This is a genomic window from Roseburia zhanii (assembly GCF_014287635.1).
Taxonomy (GTDB): Bacteria; Bacillota; Clostridia; order Lachnospirales; family Lachnospiraceae; genus Roseburia_B; species Roseburia_B zhanii.
Window position 1 is genome coordinate 288,162 of sequence record NZ_JACOPH010000002.1, and the last position, 16,501, is coordinate 304,662.

Here is a 16,501-nt window from a genome sequence, read left to right on the forward strand (position 1 = left end):
TTTAGGAAAATGTACGGTCTAACAGTCTGCTGTGCTCCACAAAATCTTCAATTTCCGTAAATCCAAGACGTTCTAACACTTCTCTTATATAAGGATTTTCGAGCGGTGTCTGATACGATGCCGCTTTGCCGTACTGCGTTACATATTCTCTCCCACTCTCTTTTTCAATGAGCACCTTCGGTCCACCTACACAGCCGCCCACACATGCCATGCCCTCAAAAAAATTAGCATCGGTTTTTCCGTTTAAAATACGCTGTATCAGCTCCTTGCAGTTTTTGACACCATCTGCTCTTTCAGCTTTGATTTCTACTGTATTCTCTAAATTCAACTGCTCTGCTGTCATTTTGACTGCCTCGCTGACACCGCCTGCTTTTGCATAGATACGTCCAGCCATGGAAGAATGTTCCCTGATATCTTCTGTTTCTGTTTTTGGATCGATACCCAGTGCTTCAAATATATCGTTCATTTCCTCAAAAGTGAGGACAACATCTATGGCATCTGCAATATCTTCTTCTTTTGCCTCTTTTTTCTTTGCCATGCAAGGACCGATAAACACTGTAAATGCGTCAGGATGCAGTGCTTTTACGACTCTGCCTGCTGCGATCATCGGTGATACTGCCCCCGGAACATGTCCGATCAGTTCATGGTAAACATTGCGTATCATTGCGATCCAGACCGGACAGCAGCAGCTTGTAAGCTGGAAATCTCCTTTTTTATGGATATTTACGTGAAATTCCAATGCCTCTTTTAAGGTAAGGATATCAGCAAACGCAGCCACTTCTACCATGCCCGAAAAACCGGCACTCTTACAGGCACTCCGCATCTTTCCTTCTGTCACATCTTCCCCGAACTGCCCGATGAATGCAGGTGCCACCAAAGCATATACTTCTTTTTTCTGCTCTGCTAACACTTCTAATAAAGGATAGATTTCTTTATTTTCGATCAGATTTCCCATTTTGCACGCATCGATGCACGCTCCACAGCCGGCACATTTTGCCGGATCGATATAGAGTCTGCCATCTATTTTTGAAATTGCATCAAAGACACAGCTCTTCTGGCAGTCATGATCCATATTGCAGTCTGTACAATTATTTTTTGCGATCACAGCCGCATGGTTCTTTGGATGCAGCAGGCAGTCGAGGGAATATGCATCTGTTTCTTCTTCTAATTTTCTTCCGTTTTCTAATTCTTTTTTCATAATGTCCTGATAAAGTTCTTTTAATGTTTTCATGGAATCCTCTTTTCTCTCATTACTATATTGATTCAGGTGTCAAAAGGTGGCTTCAAGTATGTTGATTGGCAAATTGTACAAAGCTGAGTCTGTGTTTGTGACTTTGGAAGAAAATTAGTAAATCTTAGTCAGCCTGTTCATGCATAGTGTTTTGCTGCCATGGACGGCAGCAAAAGTCTTAACGCCCCATGGACGGGGCGTTTAAGACGTACACGTCACTTTGTCATAACCTAATTCAGGCAGACTTAGATTTTCTTATTTTCGTACAACGGAATAAAAACAGGCTCGGCTTTGTACAATTTGCCAGCCACTAAGTTATAAGCCACCTTTTGATACTCGAACCCTATATTTCAAAGTATGTGTAAAATATTTTCCTTTTATGAAGAAAGTCTTGCAAAAAAAAGATTTTCTTGTACAATAATTATGGTTAGACACAATAATTATAATAAGTAGAAAAGTAACCATTCTTACATGGTTACGTCAAAGAAAGGTAAATTATATGATACAGGCAAGTAACATCACGTTAAGGCTTGGCAAGAAAGCCTTATTTGAAGAAGTCAACATTAAATTTACAGAGGGGAACTGCTACGGTCTGATCGGTGCAAACGGAGCAGGAAAATCTACATTTTTAAAAATTCTCTCCGGTCAGTTAGAACCGACAAACGGTGAAGTTATCATCACACCGGGACAGCGTCTTTCTTTCTTACAGCAGGATCACTTCAAATATGACGAATATCCGGTCTTAGATACCGTTATCATGGGTAATAAACGTCTTTATGATATTATGAAAGAAAAAGATGCTATCTATATGAAAGAAGATTTTTCTGACGAAGATGGTATCCGCGCAAGTGAATTAGAGGCCGAATTTGCAGATATGGACGGCTGGAATGCTGAATCTGATGCTGCTATGGTCTTAAATGGTCTTGGTGTTCCGACTGAAGAGCATTATTCCCTGATGAAAGATCTGCCGGGTGCATTAAAAGTCAAAGTATTGTTAGCACAGGCATTATTCGGAAATCCTGATATCCTGCTTCTCGACGAGCCTACAAACCACTTAGATCTCGATGCGATTGCATGGTTAGAAGAATTTTTGATCAACTTTGAAAATACAGTGATCGTCGTATCCCACGACCGTTACTTCCTGAACAAAGTCTGTACGAACATTGCCGATATTGATTATGGAAAGATCCAGCTCTATGCCGGCAACTACGATTTCTGGTATGAATCCAGCCAGCTTTTAGTAAAGCAGATGAAAGAAGCCAATAAGAAAAAAGAAGAAAAGATCAAAGAATTACAGGAATTTATTTCACGTTTCTCTGCAAATGCTTCGAAATCCAAGCAGGCTACTTCCAGAAAGAAGGCACTTGAGAAGATCCAGCTAGATGAGATCCGTCCATCCAGCCGTAAATATCCATATATCGACTTCCGTCCGTCCCGCGACATCGGTAATGACGTACTGATGGTAGAGAACCTCAGCAAAACAATCGACGGTGTAAAAGTATTAGACAATGTTTCCTTTATCCTCGGACATGATGATAAAGTCGCATTTGTCGGCGGTAACGAACTTGCAAAAACAACTTTATTTAAGATTATTACCGGAGAATTAGAACCGGATGAGGGAACGTACAAATGGGGCGTAACAACTTCACAGTCCTATTTTCCGAAAGACAATACTAAGATTTTCGATACAGACCTGATCATTGTAGACTGGCTGACACAGTTCTCTGAGATCAAAGATGCAACTTATGTACGCGGATTCTTAGGAAGAATGCTCTTTGCCGGTGAAGACGGTGTGAAAAAGATGCGTGTGCTCTCCGGTGGTGAAAAAGTACGTGTACTGCTCTCCCGTATGATGATCGAAGCTTCTAATGTACTGATCTTAGATGAGCCGACTGACCACCTGGATATGGAATCGATCACTGCATTAAACAATGGTCTGATCAAATTCCCGGGCGTTATCCTTTTCTCCTCCCGTGACCATCAGGTTGTTGAAACAACAGCGAACCGTATCATTGAATTTTTACCGGACGGAACGATCATTGATAAGATCACAACTTATGATGAATATCTTGAAAATGATGAAATGGCAAGAAAACGTTCTGTTTATTCCATGTCATCTGATGATGAAAATGATAATTAGCGCAATGAACTGAATCAAAAATGGGCTAAGGAAAAACCTTAGCCCATTTTATTTGACATAAGAAATGATTTAGATCATGCTGTCCCAGATACTTCCTGAAGAATAATTGTTTGAATATCCGCCGGCTTTTGTATAGGTATTCGCCTTAGATGCTTCATGCTGTGCATGATAGTTGATCATGGATGCCTTTACAGAAACCTGGTATGCATAAGAACCCGAACCATTGAACAGTCCTTTTACTTTGCTCATATCCGTTTTTTTGAAAGCTTCTTCGTCGATCTTTAGATTCTTTGTTTCTTCATCGATCGTAACTCCCATGGAAGAAAGCAGTTTCTCATTTGATGCTGTATAATTCACCATAGATGCTGCCGCATTTGAAATCTGTTTTACTTTTGAAGTGCTTGCACTGTTATAAAGTGAATTATACTGATCTGCAAAATCCCTGACTGCCTGGTAAATCTTATCTGTGTCATAAACAGTTGTTGTCTTGCCATTCTCATCAGTCTTTGTCGTTGTTTTAAATAAAGACTTATTACCAACGGTTGTCAATGCATCTGCTGCATCGCCTAACTTTTCAGATTTTTCTTCTAATGCTGCTAACTTAGAAGCGGAATCTGTTGTTTTAGCAGTTGTCAGTAAATCACTTTTATCTTTTGTCTTATCTGTTGCAGAAGTCTTCGTGCTGTCTGATGTTTTATCTAAAGAATAGTATGCATCTAACAGTTTATAATAAGAACCGCTTTTGATGCTGGCATAATCCATATAATTGATGCCTAACATATCTGATGATGAAAACAGACTGCTTGTAAAATTATTTGTCCTTCTTGAGGACATACCAGAAAATAAGCTTCCCACTAACCGGGCGTTTGATGAAATTGTAAGTGCCATATGATCACTCCTTTGACTCTTATGTTCTAACCTCCCTGTCCGAACATTTTGCAAAAACGTATTTTATAGTTATTTTTATTTTAGCATTTTATACAGACTGCGTCCATACTATTGTTGTGAATTGTTGATTTTTTTAATAATTACTATACACAGCGAATTTCAAATATTATTTCTGGCTCGTCGTGCTTGCACGTAAGAAGCAGATGTAATATTTCTGCCGTCCACTTTTTCGTGATATTACACAAACCACATCTTGTATACCATATATTTTCTGTTATTTTCACAATATTTTTTTATTTTGTTCATATTTTATTCATATATAATTGCTACAATAATATTTGTTTAAAGGAAAACTTTTCTTAGTTTATTTTCATGTTTATATTGATAAATTTTTTCATAATAGCCTCGGTGTCTTCGGATACCGGGGCACTCCTCATTTTATGGATCCTATACAAAATGAGGACTCTTTTCCCCACGTTTAAACTGGCATGGTCAAATTTTCATCAACTGGTTATTTGTTTCATACCATTATAGCTTATAATAGCTTAAAACAAAGTTTTAGAGAAAAGAGGAGTTATTATGAGAAACGAACATGTAACGCGAATTGTAACAATCGGACTTTTTGCTGCACTTTCTTATGTAGTATTTACTTTTTTGCAGATCAAGATCGCACTTCCGGGCGGTGATGCTACTTCCATTCATTTAGGAAATGCTGTCTGTGTCTTAGGTGCCCTGATCATGAGCGGCTTATATGGTGGACTTGGCGGTGCGATTGGAATGACGATCGGTGATCTTCTTGATCCTGTCTATATCATCTATGCACCAAAGACTTTTATCTTAAAACTCTGCATCGGACTGATCACAGGCTTAGTTGCGCACCGTATCGGAAAGATCAATACCTTAACAGATTCTAAGAAAATCTTTAAATGGGCTTTGATCGCATCTATCAGTGGTCTGTTATTTAATGTGATCTTCGATCCGCTCGTAGGTTATTTCTACAAACTGGTTATCTTAGGAAAACCTGCTGCTGAACTGACACTTGCATGGAACATTACTGCCACAAGCATTAACGCTGTTATTTCAACAGTCGCAGCCGTTGCCGTATATATGGCTCTGCGTCCTGCACTTCTCCGTTCACAGTGTTTATATGCTCCGGCAGCAAAAGGTACTTCTTATGACAAATAAACAGATTCCGCCAAAATTATTGATCATAAATGATATGGCAGGGGTTGGGCGATGCTCTATGGCAGTCGCCCTTCCTGTTGTTTCCTGCTGTAAGGTACAGGCATGTCCGATCCCCACTGCTATTTTCAGCAATCATACCGGATTTGAAACACATTATTCGGTTGACTTATCGTCACATCTTCCACAGTTTTTATCCCATTTAAACCTGCTTCCGGTTTCTTTTGATGGTATCTGCTGTGGATTTTTAAATTCTACAGAACAGATTGAACAGTTAAAAGCTTATTTTTCTACCCTAAAAAAGGAAATCCCGATTTTCTTTGATCCGGTCATGGGTGATCATGGAAAGGCTTATAAAACTGTTACGCCTGCTTTTATCGAAAGTTTAAAGGCGATGCTTCCTTTTACCGCTTTGATCACACCAAATTTAACAGAAGCCTGCCTTTTGACAGATACCAACTATGCTCCTGACCCAACCGATGAAGCACTTGTAAAAATCTGCCGGAAATTACAGGCTATGGGAGCCTCAAAGATCGTCATTACGGGAATCGAACGAAAGGATTCTGTCATAAATGCCATTTTTGAATCTTCGCTTTCCCTGATCGAACAGAAAAAGATCACGCCTTCTCGTCCCGGAACCGGTGATATTTTTATCAGTATCGTATCTGCCCTGCTGCTTCGGGAGTTTTCTTTGGAACAATCGGTTGATACTGCATCGGATTTTATATGTCAATGTCTTGAGATTTCAAAAGATATTCCATCTGTCGAAGGAGCTGCAATCGAAAACTGCCTGTATCTGCTGACCAATCTTTAATAGTCTTGCAAATACAGGCAGTCTGCCTATTAGAATTTTCCGTTCCAAACATCATCTATTCCATTCCACTTCCACTGATTACTTTCTTCTGCATAAGCTGTCACAGTCAGATATTGATACTGGCTGACGGTTTTTAAAGCATCATATACATATCGAAGCGGTATCCATGTCCTGTTATTCTCCGGATCTCCCGGCTCGGCAAGAAATACCATGTCACTGTCCTTCTGATAAAGCCAGATATTGACATAATGACCTGCGGTATCTTTCCAGAACATATCGTCTTCTCCACTGCTGACTAATACGATTGCAGAATCCGTATGTGTCATCTGTTCCTGAAATTCTTCATAGGTAGCAGGTTTGCTGCAATTTTCACAGGTAAATCCCACAGATGCTAAGGTCTGTTTCATATCGTCCCAGCCAATCGCACCGCTTTCTTTTGTCGGATAATAAAGCGTTGCCTGTGTAGCATATTCATACATATCCCATGGAGAACACTCATATGGTGTCAGTGTGCTGTAAATATTCGCCATACAGCATAATCCACATCCAAAACCACCGAAGGAATTATGGCGGACGATCTTCTGGCACCAGTCACCTGACCATGGCAGACTCTCACTAAAAGCCCTTGGTCCCTGCAGAAATGTATAGACTTTCTCTGCTTCTTCTTCCGGTGTCAGATATACTACTTCTAACTCTTTTGAAATAATGCCCGTATCAAAAAGCCTTTCTCTAAGATCTAATACAACTCCTGCCTGTATTTCTCTTTTGATGACTGTTTCCTGTGTAGTGATGTTTTGTTTCTTTTGCATCAGCCTATCCGGCACACTTTCTGCTGCCACTATATAAAGCAACAGAAAGAATACCAGCAGGATGGCTGTTCTGTTACATATTTTCTGATATGTTTTAAACATTTATCTCTGCTTTCACGCCAAGCAGTTCTTTATTTTCATCTAAAATAGGCTGTATAACATCCTCTAAGAACTTTGTCACTTGTCTTGGTGCACGTCCTACATATTTTGAAGGCTCCATAGATGCCTGTAATTCCTCTAAAGATAACTGGAATGCAGGATCTGCTGCGATCAGTTCGAGCAGATTATTCTCTTTTCCTTCCTGTTTTACATGTGCACCTGCCTGCATGGAAAGCTGACGGATCTTCTCATGCAATTCCTGACGGTCACCGCCTTTTTTCACAGCATCCATCATAATATTTTCGGTTGCCATGAATGGGAGTTCTGCCATCAGATGTTTTGTGATAACTTTATCATAGACTACTAAACCATCTACTACATTTAAGCAGAGATCTAAGATACCGTCGATCGCAAGAAATGCCTCCGGTACACTTAAACGTTTGTTTGCAGAATCATCTAAGGTTCTCTCAAACCACTGTGTCGCTGATGTGATTGCCGGATTTAAGGCATCTACCATGACATAACGTGCTAAAGAACCGATTCTTTCGCTTCTCATCGGATTTCTCTTATATGCCATAGCGGAAGAACCAATCTGATTTTTCTCAAATGGCTCCTCTACTTCTTTTAAATGCTGTAACAGACGGATATCATTTGACATTTTGTAAGCACTTGCAGCAATACCTGCTAAGATATTGACCACTCGTGTATCTACTTTTCTGGAATAGGTCTGACCGGATACTGCATAGCAGTTCTTAAATCCCATCTTCTCTGCGATCATCGGATCGATCTTATCAACGGTTTCATTATCTCCGTCAAACAGTTCTAAAAAGCTTGCCTGTGTTCCGGTTGTTCCTTTAGAACCTAACAGTCTTAAACTACCTGCTACATATTCAAGATCTTCAAGATCCATCATAAATTCCTGTAACCATAATGTTGCACGTTTTCCTACTGTTGTAGGCTGTGCCGGCTGGAAGTGCGTAAATGCTAATGTTGGGAGTTCTTTATAGGTGTCTGCAAATTTTGCTAACTCAGCCATCACATTGACTAATTTTATTTTGACTAATTTCAATGCTTCTGCCATCACGATGATATCTGTGTTATCGCCAACATAACAGGAAGTTGCTCCTAAATGGATGATTCCCTTTGCTTTCGGGCATTGTACACCATATGCATATACATGGGACATAACATCATGGCGGACTAATTTTTCACGCTCTTTTGCGACCTCAAAGTTGATATCGTCTTTGTGTACTTTCAACTCTGCGATCTGTTCATCTGTAATATCAAGTCCTAATTCCTGCTCAGTTTCTGCTAATGCGATCCACAATCTTCTCCACGTTTTAAATTTCATCTCCGGTGAAAAAATATACTGCATTGCTTTGCTGGCATATCTTTCGGATAACGGGCTTGTATATCTGTCTGTACTCATTATCTATTCTCCTCTTTTTTGTTTGATATTTCGTATCACTATTTTTTTACCGTTCAAAATCTCCACGGATATCTTCCTTTGGAGGTTCTAACGGATATTTACCGGTAAAGCATCCTTTACAGATTGGAAGTCCTTCTGACAATTCTTCTAACCGTCTGATTTCAAGATAGCCTAAACTGTCTGCGCCAATGACTTTACAGATGTCATCGATCGTGCGGTTATAGGCGATCAGCTGCTCCCTCTCCGGTATATCCGTACCAAAATAGCATGGCCATAAAAATGGCGGTGAACTGATACGGACATGTACTTCTGTTGCTCCGGCATCCCGAAGCATTTTTACGATACGGTCTGAAGTCGTTCCTCTTACGATCGAGTCATCGATCATAATGACACGTTTTCCATTTACCGCTTCTCTTAATACATTTAATTTTACACGTACACTAGATTCCCTGCTGCTCTGCTTTGGCTTGATAAATGTCCTTCCCACATAGCTGTTTTTCACAAATGCAGTTCCGTATGGAATACCGGATTCTAACGCATAGCCTAATGCTGCAGCATTACCCGATTCCGGAACACCGACAACAAGGTCTGCATCTACCGGTGAATCCATGGCAAGGAAACGTCCTGCCTTGATTCTTGATGCATAGACAGATACACCGTCAATATGGCTGTCAGGTCTTGCAAAATAGATATATTCAAAAATACATCTTGCCTCTTTTTCCTGTGGCAGACATAAAGAACAATCTGAGCTGATCTGTCCATCCGGTGTGATGGCAACCACTTCTCCCGGCAGCACATCACGCACAAATTCGGCACCAATCGTTTCTAGTGCACAGGTTTCTGATGTAATGATATAAGCATTGTCCCTTTTTCCGATACAAAGTGGTTTAAATCCAAACGGATCTCTTGCACCGATCAGTTTTCTGGGACTCATAACAACTAATGAATACGCACCTTTGATCTTACGACAGGCACGAACAACCGCCTCCTCTGCGGATTTGGATTCCAGACGTTCTCTTGCGATGTGATAAGCGATCACCTCTGAATCGATCGTTGTCTGGAAAATAGCCCCGGTATACTCAAGATCATGCCGTAATTCTCTGGCATTGATCAAATTACCATTATGCGCTAATCCTAATGTCCCCTTAACATAGTTCAACACCAACGGCTGTGCATTCTCTCTTGTGGAAGCTCCGGCAGTGGAATACCGGACATGTCCTACACCGATATCCCCTTTCATCTGCTCTAATGTCTTACCTGTAAAAACCTCATTGACTAATCCCATATCTTTGTGAGTTGTCACCTTGCCTTTTGGACCATCCGTTTCGCTTACAGCGATACCACAGCTCTCCTGTCCTCTGTGTTGTAATGCAAACAGTCCATAATAGATGGTTGAGGCTACATCTCCTCCACTCAGATCATACATTCCAAATACGCCGCATTCCTCATGCAGGCCTTCCCATGGATTTTTGTTGTCTAATTCAGTGTTGTTCATTGGATTCTCCTGCTTTAATTATTCAAACTTTTTACCTGTCAATAATTCAAATGCTTCTTCATATTTGTCGACTGTTTTCTTTACGACTTCTTCCGGAAGTAAATAGTCACTGTCCGGATTTGCTTTTAACCAGTCTCTTACAAACTGTTTATCGAAAGATGGCTGTGATTTTCCTGCTTCATATCCTTCTAATGGCCAGAAACGGGAGCTGTCCGGTGTGAGCATTTCATCACCGAGTACCACATTGCCATTTTCATCTAAACCAAACTCAAACTTCGTATCTGCAATGATGATTCCTTTGCTGAGTGCATATTCTGCACATTTTTTATATAATGCGATCGTGCAGTTCTTGATCTGCTTTGCATAATCAGCACCTTTGCCCGGATAAAGCTTTTCTAAAATATCCACGCTTTCTTCAAATGTGATATGTTCGTCATGCAGACCTAATTCTGCTTTTGTGGTCGGTGTGTAGATCGGCTCCGGTAATTTATCGGATTCTTTTAACCCTTCCGGAAGTTTGATCCCGCATACAGTTCCATTCTCCTGATAGCTTTCCCAGCCGGTACCTGTAATATATCCACGCACGATACATTCGATCGGAAGCATGTTTAATTTCTGACATTTCATGCTGTTTCCGTCAAAACGCTCTGTCTGGAAAAATTCCGGCATATCTTTAACATCTACTGAAAGCATATGATTTGGTACAATATCTTTTGTAAAATCAAACCAAAATTTAGACATCTGTGTTAAAATCGCACCTTTTTTTGTGATGATGTTCTTTAAAATATGGTCAAATGCCGATATTCTGTCTGTTGCTACGATAATCATACTGTCACCAGCATCGTATACCTCACGTACTTTTCCTTCTTTTACCGGTTTAAATTCCTGAATACTCATCTGTTCCTCCATCCTATGCTTTTTGTAAACATATTTCCATGATTGTTGTAGATTGTAATAACAGCTTACCAATCTACCCGCGTAAATTATAATACAGTGGGTTTTACAAAGTCAATGTATTTACAGAACTTTTTGCACTTGACGAAGCCGAAAAAACCATTATATAATTGACATTACAGGGTTATAGGAGGGAAGTACTATGATAGAAAAAAGGAAGAACCAGCGTATTCCGATCACATTACACTTAAGTATTTCAGATCTGTATAAAGACGATCCGGTCGTATCAGGTATCCATGACCTGGATTCTCCGATACAGTTAGTAGATATATCAAAAGATGGTATTGCATTTATTTCCGAATGTGTTCTGCCTACCGGCTACTACTTTAATGCATCACTGGAGTCTGAAGATTCCATTGAAAATGTTTTTACGGTTGTAGAGATCATACACAGCCGTGCGATTGACCATGACCACTATCAGTATGGCTGCAGGTTCAATAGTACATTAGAACATCTCGATGAACTTTTAAACCATGCAACTGCATAGAATGAAATATAAATCATGGCAGACAAAAAGAGAGCATATGCTCTCTTTTTATAATACTTAAACAAATTTTACTGCCGTACCATAGGCAATAACCTCTGCTGCTCCCTGCATGATCGCTGAAGATGCATAACGGATATTGACAACTGCATCTGCCGACATGCCTTCCGCTTCTTCTACCATGCGTTTGGTTGCTAAAGCCCTTGCATCGTTCATCATCTCATTGTATGCTTTCAGTTCACCGCCTACGATCGTCTTAAAACTCTGTGTGATATCTTTTCCGATATTCTTGCTCTGGATCGTACTGCCCTTTACCAAACCCAACATTTCAAATTCTTTTCCTGTGATATAATCAGTATTTACTAAGATCATCTTCTTCTCCACTCCTTATCTCTTTGATTCTTTCTGCTAATACAAAACTTATGACACCGGAAATAGCTGCCGGAATAATTGCCATAAGTATCTTGAATATGAACGGGATCTCCGGTATACAAAAACAGGCGATCGCCATTCCAATATACCAGAGGATCAATAAAACTGCTATGATGATCGGTGCTGCCATTTTCTTCCTGTGCTGTATCTTCCTGTTTTCCATAACCATGTTCTCCTTTGTTTGTATTACCTAATTAGTACAATAATACATTTAGAGCATTTTGTCAACCTTTTTCTGAAATTTTTCCAATAAGTTTGAAATGCTCTCTTAATATCCGGTAAGCACTTTAGACAGCTGGCTTGTTGTAAACTTAATTGCCTTTTTCTTTGCATCATAAGAAGATTTTTTTTGTTTTACAATATTGCCTTTTTTGTTGATGGCATATGCAAAAGGCTGTTTTGAATTTTCTATCTCAGAAGAACGATAAGGGATTTCTACGGTGATCTTGCCTTTTTTTAACCTGCTTATCTGTTTTTTCTTTGCTCCTCTGATTTTAAATCCATATATTGTATGTTTTCCGACAAGCTTCTTTGCCCTTCGGGAAAGGATATCTTTATCTGCTTTTCTGATCTCTAAATAAACATCTACAGAAATTCGTTTTTCTATTTCCTTTAATGTTTTTCGATCCATTGTAATCCTGAGATTTCCACTATCAAACTGCAATTTTTTCACTTCTTTTTTCACAAGTAATTTTATGGTTGATCTCTCAAGCTTAAAGATCAGTTTTTTTCTCTTTCCGGCATTGCATTTTATTCTGATGGAACTGTTCTTTGCCTGCTGGTCCGCCTCAATGACAGCTTTTTTCAGGGTAGTATTGATATTTTCTACGTTTGAAGTATTTTTTATGACCTTTGGTCTGAGCAGAATGATCTTACCGGAGAGTGTTTCTACTTGATTTGGTTCTCCCGGTGTTTCTTCGGTTTTTTCTCCTGTTGTTCCTCCCGGTGTTTCTTCGGTAGTTCCTCCTGTTGTTCCTCCCGGTGTTTCTTCGGGTTTTTCTCCTGTTGTTCCTCCTGTTGTTCCTCCCGGTGTTTCTTCGGTAGTCCCTCCCGTCGTTCCGCCTGACTGGTCTTCTTTTTTTGTTACAGCGACCTGACAATCGGCTTTACTTTCCTTATAATTATCATCTCCACCATAATATGCCGTAAATACATATGTCTTTGTTTCATTCGGCAGTATGACTTCCCATCTGTCATCCTGCATCTCTGTCAGTGTGATCTTAGAACTATCACAAACCATATTGACCTTTTCTTTCTCAGGAATTCCCTGCCTGATAAGCTGTAATCCTACCTTTCCACCACCTTCTAAATTTTCTGCTGCAGGCACTAACTTAAGATCTGTCGCAGCTTTCATAATCTCTAAAGATGCCTGACCATAAGATGTTTTCGCTGCATCCGAAGATGCTTCATAATAAATCGTATAGTTTCCTGCATCTGTATGTGCCGGTAATTCTGTGAGTGTATAAGGTGCATCTTCTGTCAGACGATAACGCATCTTTACACCCTCTCCCGGTGTAATATCAAACGTATGAGGTTTTTCGTCATACGTCACACAGACAGGATTTGTTGTACACTCGGCTATTTTTTGATCAGAATCTCCGGATGAGTCATTGTTTTTTTCATAATAATAAGTAATATCTGTACCATCCTCTGTAATTTTTATCTGTTCCTGATCTATGCTGCTGCCCACACAGGTATAACCAGACAGCTCCGGTTTCCTTAAGATATAAGTGGAATCCTCTGGTACATATACAATGGCTGGCGTTGTATCAGGAATGGCACTGTTCGTTCCATCTTCATTCCGGCACTCATAATGTATATTGACTGTATTCCATGTCTGTCTGGAAGTTTTATCTGTCGCTAAAACTTCCTGGGTATCCATATCAATGATCTTTCCATCTAACCTGTCCCCACCAGACAATCCATAGACAACCGGAAGCACAACCGAAAGAGATTCTCTTGCAGCATCCGGATCATAGGTATTCGTAAGTGCAGGAATCGTATACTCTTTTTCTGTTTTATATTTAACGGTAACTCCATCTTCACCCAGGATTTGAAAACTCATTTTCAGATGCTGTTCCCGATCAACCATATTCTGCACAACTGTACGAAATTCCAGTGACTCCTCATTAGCCTTTGTGATATTTTTTTCACTAATCCTGTATTTTTCACTATCTGTATCCAGCGTTCCTGTTCTGTTATGTGAAATAGTAATTTCAGGATCGGCCAGATAGAGTGCTTGCGGATTCCTGACGTAATCTGTACTGTTTAACCTTCGGACCAGTTCCATCTTACACACTTCACAAAAAGGCTGATCCAGCCAGCGCATCATACATTTCCGGCTAGGAGCGAATGCTGTATCTGTTCCTGCCATCGTAATCCCGATTCCTCGAAATCCCAACAATTTATTCCACTTGATCATATCAGGATCTGACGTATCTGAAGTATTAGGAGTGTTTGTATATCTTCCATATTCATCACCTAATCTTCCGATACTGTGTGACATTTCGTGTGCCATAACGGATCCATCCAGATTTTCACTGCAATTAGCTGAAAATGAAAATAATGGATTGACAGATGCACCATAATAACCTTCATCATTAGATATAATATGGATAGTTCCGACATTTGCACCATGATCTAAATAATCATCTTCCAATTCTGTTCTTATCTTTCTGGCTTTTTCGGCTCCATCACCGGTAAATCCAGGTGCTTTTCCGACAGCTTTAACATGAAAATAAGTATCAACGCTCTTCCCTCCATACTCACTGATCCCCGACTCATTTGAAACTACCTGTACGGCATAGATATTGATACGATCTGAATACTCTTTATATGGTGACCAGCTTAACATTCCCTGCGCCTTTCTTTTTACATCTTCCAAAAACTGATCCTGCTGTTCTGCAGTATACCCATCCCCCATGATCACAATGACAAAATTTTCTTTATCATCACCCGTTTTGTGAATGACATGGACCGGAAAAGTCGTTTTCTGCGTTTCAGTATCCGCTGCCATGACCATATCACCAGAAAATGTCAAAAATAATATTGCCATACTAAGCAATGCTGCTTCAAATCGCTTTATTCTCTTTTTCATTGATCCTCCTAAGCTGTTTATCCATAGACCATTCGTGCTCACCTACTGTAAACAGTAATAATAGCCTGAATACCAGTTCTTTTGTAAAATATTTACCTACATATTAACATCACACATCCAAAAAGTAAATTGCCTGTGCCCACACAGCGTAAATCAAACTGCCACAGAATCCGTATACTGCCGGCTCTTTTCGTTGACTGGCTTTTGTGTGTGCCTTAGCAGGTGGTGACATAAGCGTCAAAAACTGCCCCACTGTCTGAGCCTGATAACGTAAAACCTATCACCACGTCAAAAGGCGAGTTTGGGGCAGTTTTTGAAATAAACGCTTATGTCACCACCTGCTTAGGTACACTAAAAAGCCGGGCTTGAAAAGAGCCGGCAGTATACGGATTCTGTGGCAGTTTGTCAATACCCCACCCAGCACAGGCTCACTACTTTTCCATCACTGTACAGCCTCTAACACAACCTTCTCTAAATCAACCTTTTCCACCACTTCTGCCTGCTCCGCTTCCTGCCGTATAACCGCTCTCGCATTTTTCGTAAGGATCTGGCTCTCTAATTCTCCTTTGATATCTTCAAAAGGTTCTGCCACATGCTCACTGCGGTTTAAGCAGCGCATAAACAGTACATGATTATCTGCATAAACAGCATCTGATACTTCATCCTGCTGCATCTTTGATGCCACTTCCCAGCGGCTTGTATACACACCGGTTTTTCCTTCCTGCGTATTTAAAGAGGACAATGTGATCGTATAAAAATCCACATCCTGATAGTTTTGTGTAAGCACATTGATATCCGCTTCTTCTTCTAATGCTTTCACTATCTGTGTCTGTTCGTCTGCTTTGGCATCTGCATCCATTTCTGCAACTAACAGATCTATACTCACATCACTGGTATAATCTTCAATATCCGCTTCATATGCTTTTCGTACTTCCTCTTCTGTGACAGGATTTTTCTTTTTCAGATATTCTAATAATTCTGATTCTGTCTGCGTATAAATATATTCATAATAATCTGACAGTTCCATCTCTGTCACACCATAGACCGCATTTTCATTTCGGTTTCCTAATGATTCTTCCATGGCTGCATAATCGGTATCGTTATCGATCTTAGCATCTTTAGCAAGTTTTGCTATGGCTTTTTTTTCGACTAATTCATCAGTTGTAAGTGTGATCAGTTGATCGACCGGTCTGCCATCTTCAAATTCCGTTGTCCAGAAATCCTTCCGGTTTGCCTCATCGGTCGTATACTGCATCTTCACTTCTGCCACATGGCTTTGTGCTAACATCTGGTATTCTTCTTTTTGTACAATCTGTCCATCAATCTCCATGACTGTGGCACGGTCTTTTACAGCACTTGTGCCGCAGGATATAAACACTGCGGCACAAATCACTGTCATCATGCCAATCGAAATCGTTTTTCTGATTCTGCCCTGCATTCTGACTTA

Annotated in this window: 14 protein-coding genes; 4 read left to right on the top strand and 10 right to left on the bottom strand. The window is 40.1% G+C overall.

Annotated features, from left to right (window positions below):
* Position 1: 1 nt before the first annotated feature.
* Complete coding sequence (locus H8S17_RS04435; RefSeq protein ID WP_186866396.1) at positions 2-1,231, bottom strand: [Fe-Fe] hydrogenase large subunit C-terminal domain-containing protein; 1,230 nt, start codon at positions 1,229-1,231, stop codon at positions 2-4.
* Positions 1,232-1,730: 499 nt separating this feature from the next.
* Here H8S17_RS04435 and H8S17_RS04440 point away from each other — a divergent pair, with 499 nt between their 5' ends.
* Positions 1,731-3,371 carry an ABC-F family ATP-binding cassette domain-containing protein gene (locus tag H8S17_RS04440; RefSeq protein ID WP_186866397.1) on the top strand — a complete coding sequence of 547 codons (1,641 nt, stop codon included), beginning with the start codon at positions 1,731-1,733 and terminating at the stop codon, positions 3,369-3,371.
* A gap of 69 nt (positions 3,372-3,440) precedes the next feature.
* On the opposite strand, the gene H8S17_RS04445 is transcribed toward H8S17_RS04440, so the two are convergent.
* The gene (locus tag H8S17_RS04445; RefSeq protein WP_186866398.1) at positions 3,441-4,259 is read right to left on the bottom strand and encodes a hypothetical protein; all 819 of its coding nucleotides are present in this window, start codon (positions 4,257-4,259) and stop codon (positions 3,441-3,443) included.
* 579 nt (positions 4,260-4,838) lie between these two features.
* Here H8S17_RS04445 and H8S17_RS04450 point away from each other — a divergent pair.
* Together H8S17_RS04450 and H8S17_RS04455 are read left to right on the top strand one after the other, a co-directional pair.
* The gene (locus H8S17_RS04450; protein ID WP_186866399.1) at positions 4,839-5,444 is read left to right on the top strand and encodes an ECF transporter S component; all 606 of its coding nucleotides are present in this window, start codon (positions 4,839-4,841) and stop codon (positions 5,442-5,444) included.
* Positions 5,434-6,255, top strand: a complete 822-nt coding sequence (locus H8S17_RS04455; protein ID WP_186866400.1) for a bifunctional hydroxymethylpyrimidine kinase/phosphomethylpyrimidine kinase — start codon at positions 5,434-5,436, stop codon at positions 6,253-6,255. Before H8S17_RS04450 ends, H8S17_RS04455 begins: the two co-directional genes overlap by 11 nt.
* A gap of 29 nt (positions 6,256-6,284) precedes the next feature.
* On the opposite strand, the gene H8S17_RS04460 is transcribed toward H8S17_RS04455, so the two are convergent.
* From H8S17_RS04460 to H8S17_RS04475, 4 genes are read right to left on the bottom strand one after another with little or no spacing between them, the layout of a single operon-like run.
* Positions 6,285-7,166 carry a hypothetical protein gene (locus H8S17_RS04460; protein ID WP_186866401.1) on the bottom strand — a complete coding sequence of 294 codons (882 nt, stop codon included), beginning with the start codon at positions 7,164-7,166 and terminating at the stop codon, positions 6,285-6,287.
* Positions 7,159-8,592, bottom strand: coding sequence for an adenylosuccinate lyase (purB, locus tag H8S17_RS04465; protein ID WP_186866402.1), 1,434 nt, complete (start codon positions 8,590-8,592; stop codon positions 7,159-7,161). The genes H8S17_RS04460 and purB overlap by 8 nt, the downstream gene beginning before the upstream one ends.
* A 46-nt stretch (positions 8,593-8,638) precedes the next feature.
* Positions 8,639-10,087 (bottom strand): amidophosphoribosyltransferase, encoded by a 1,449-nt coding sequence (purF, locus tag H8S17_RS04470; RefSeq protein WP_186866403.1) that lies wholly within the window; start codon positions 10,085-10,087, stop codon positions 8,639-8,641.
* 18 nt (positions 10,088-10,105) lie between these two features.
* The gene (locus H8S17_RS04475) at positions 10,106-10,984 is read right to left on the bottom strand and encodes a phosphoribosylaminoimidazolesuccinocarboxamide synthase (protein WP_186866404.1); all 879 of its coding nucleotides are present in this window, start codon (positions 10,982-10,984) and stop codon (positions 10,106-10,108) included.
* A gap of 199 nt (positions 10,985-11,183) precedes the next feature.
* Between H8S17_RS04475 and H8S17_RS04480 the strand changes: the two genes are divergently transcribed.
* Positions 11,184-11,528 carry a PilZ domain-containing protein gene (locus H8S17_RS04480; protein WP_178051518.1) on the top strand — a complete coding sequence of 115 codons (345 nt, stop codon included), beginning with the start codon at positions 11,184-11,186 and terminating at the stop codon, positions 11,526-11,528.
* 57 nt (positions 11,529-11,585) lie between these two features.
* On the opposite strand, the gene H8S17_RS04485 is transcribed toward H8S17_RS04480, so the two are convergent.
* From H8S17_RS04485 to H8S17_RS04500, 4 genes are all read right to left on the bottom strand, one after another.
* Positions 11,586-11,897, bottom strand: coding sequence for a YbjQ family protein (locus tag H8S17_RS04485; RefSeq protein ID WP_178051519.1), 312 nt, complete (start codon positions 11,895-11,897; stop codon positions 11,586-11,588).
* Positions 11,878-12,120: a hypothetical protein gene (locus tag H8S17_RS04490; RefSeq protein WP_178051520.1), complete on the bottom strand. Its 243-nt coding sequence runs from the start codon at positions 12,118-12,120 to the stop codon at positions 11,878-11,880. Before H8S17_RS04490 ends, H8S17_RS04485 begins: the two co-directional genes overlap by 20 nt.
* 105 nt (positions 12,121-12,225) lie before the next feature.
* A complete protein-coding gene (locus H8S17_RS04495) occupies positions 12,226-15,054 on the bottom strand; it encodes a M64 family metallopeptidase (protein WP_186866405.1) in 2,829 nt (942 codons plus the stop codon).
* 442 nt (positions 15,055-15,496) lie between these two features.
* Positions 15,497-16,492, bottom strand: coding sequence for a peptidyl-prolyl cis-trans isomerase (locus H8S17_RS04500; RefSeq protein WP_186866406.1), 996 nt, complete (start codon positions 16,490-16,492; stop codon positions 15,497-15,499).
* Positions 16,493-16,501: the final 9 nt, after the last annotated feature.

What these genes read in the sequence shown, in the direction of transcription:
- H8S17_RS04455 (WP_186866400.1), top strand. Translation starts at nt 5,434, where the DNA reads ATGACAAATAAACAGATTCCGCCAAAATTATTGATCATAAATGATATG.
- purF (WP_186866403.1), bottom strand. Translation starts at nt 10,087, where the DNA reads ATGAACAACACTGAATTAGACAACAAAAATCCATGGGAAGGCCTGCAT.
- H8S17_RS04440 (WP_186866397.1), top strand. Translation starts at nt 1,731, where the DNA reads ATGATACAGGCAAGTAACATCACGTTAAGGCTTGGCAAGAAAGCCTTA.
- H8S17_RS04460 (WP_186866401.1), bottom strand. Translation starts at nt 7,166, where the DNA reads ATGTTTAAAACATATCAGAAAATATGTAACAGAACAGCCATCCTGCTG.
- H8S17_RS04500 (WP_186866406.1), bottom strand. Translation starts at nt 16,492, where the DNA reads ATGCAGGGCAGAATCAGAAAAACGATTTCGATTGGCATGATGACAGTG.
- H8S17_RS04485 (WP_178051519.1), bottom strand. Translation starts at nt 11,897, where the DNA reads ATGATCTTAGTAAATACTGATTATATCACAGGAAAAGAATTTGAAATG.
- H8S17_RS04480 (WP_178051518.1), top strand. Translation starts at nt 11,184, where the DNA reads ATGATAGAAAAAAGGAAGAACCAGCGTATTCCGATCACATTACACTTA.
- purB (WP_186866402.1), bottom strand. Translation starts at nt 8,592, where the DNA reads ATGAGTACAGACAGATATACAAGCCCGTTATCCGAAAGATATGCCAGC.
- H8S17_RS04495 (WP_186866405.1), bottom strand. Translation starts at nt 15,054, where the DNA reads ATGAAAAAGAGAATAAAGCGATTTGAAGCAGCATTGCTTAGTATGGCA.
- H8S17_RS04450 (WP_186866399.1), top strand. Translation starts at nt 4,839, where the DNA reads ATGAGAAACGAACATGTAACGCGAATTGTAACAATCGGACTTTTTGCT.
- H8S17_RS04435 (WP_186866396.1), bottom strand. Translation starts at nt 1,231, where the DNA reads ATGAAAACATTAAAAGAACTTTATCAGGACATTATGAAAAAAGAATTA.
- H8S17_RS04490 (WP_178051520.1), bottom strand. Translation starts at nt 12,120, where the DNA reads ATGGAAAACAGGAAGATACAGCACAGGAAGAAAATGGCAGCACCGATC.
- H8S17_RS04475 (WP_186866404.1), bottom strand. Translation starts at nt 10,984, where the DNA reads ATGAGTATTCAGGAATTTAAACCGGTAAAAGAAGGAAAAGTACGTGAG.
- H8S17_RS04445 (WP_186866398.1), bottom strand. Translation starts at nt 4,259, where the DNA reads ATGGCACTTACAATTTCATCAAACGCCCGGTTAGTGGGAAGCTTATTT.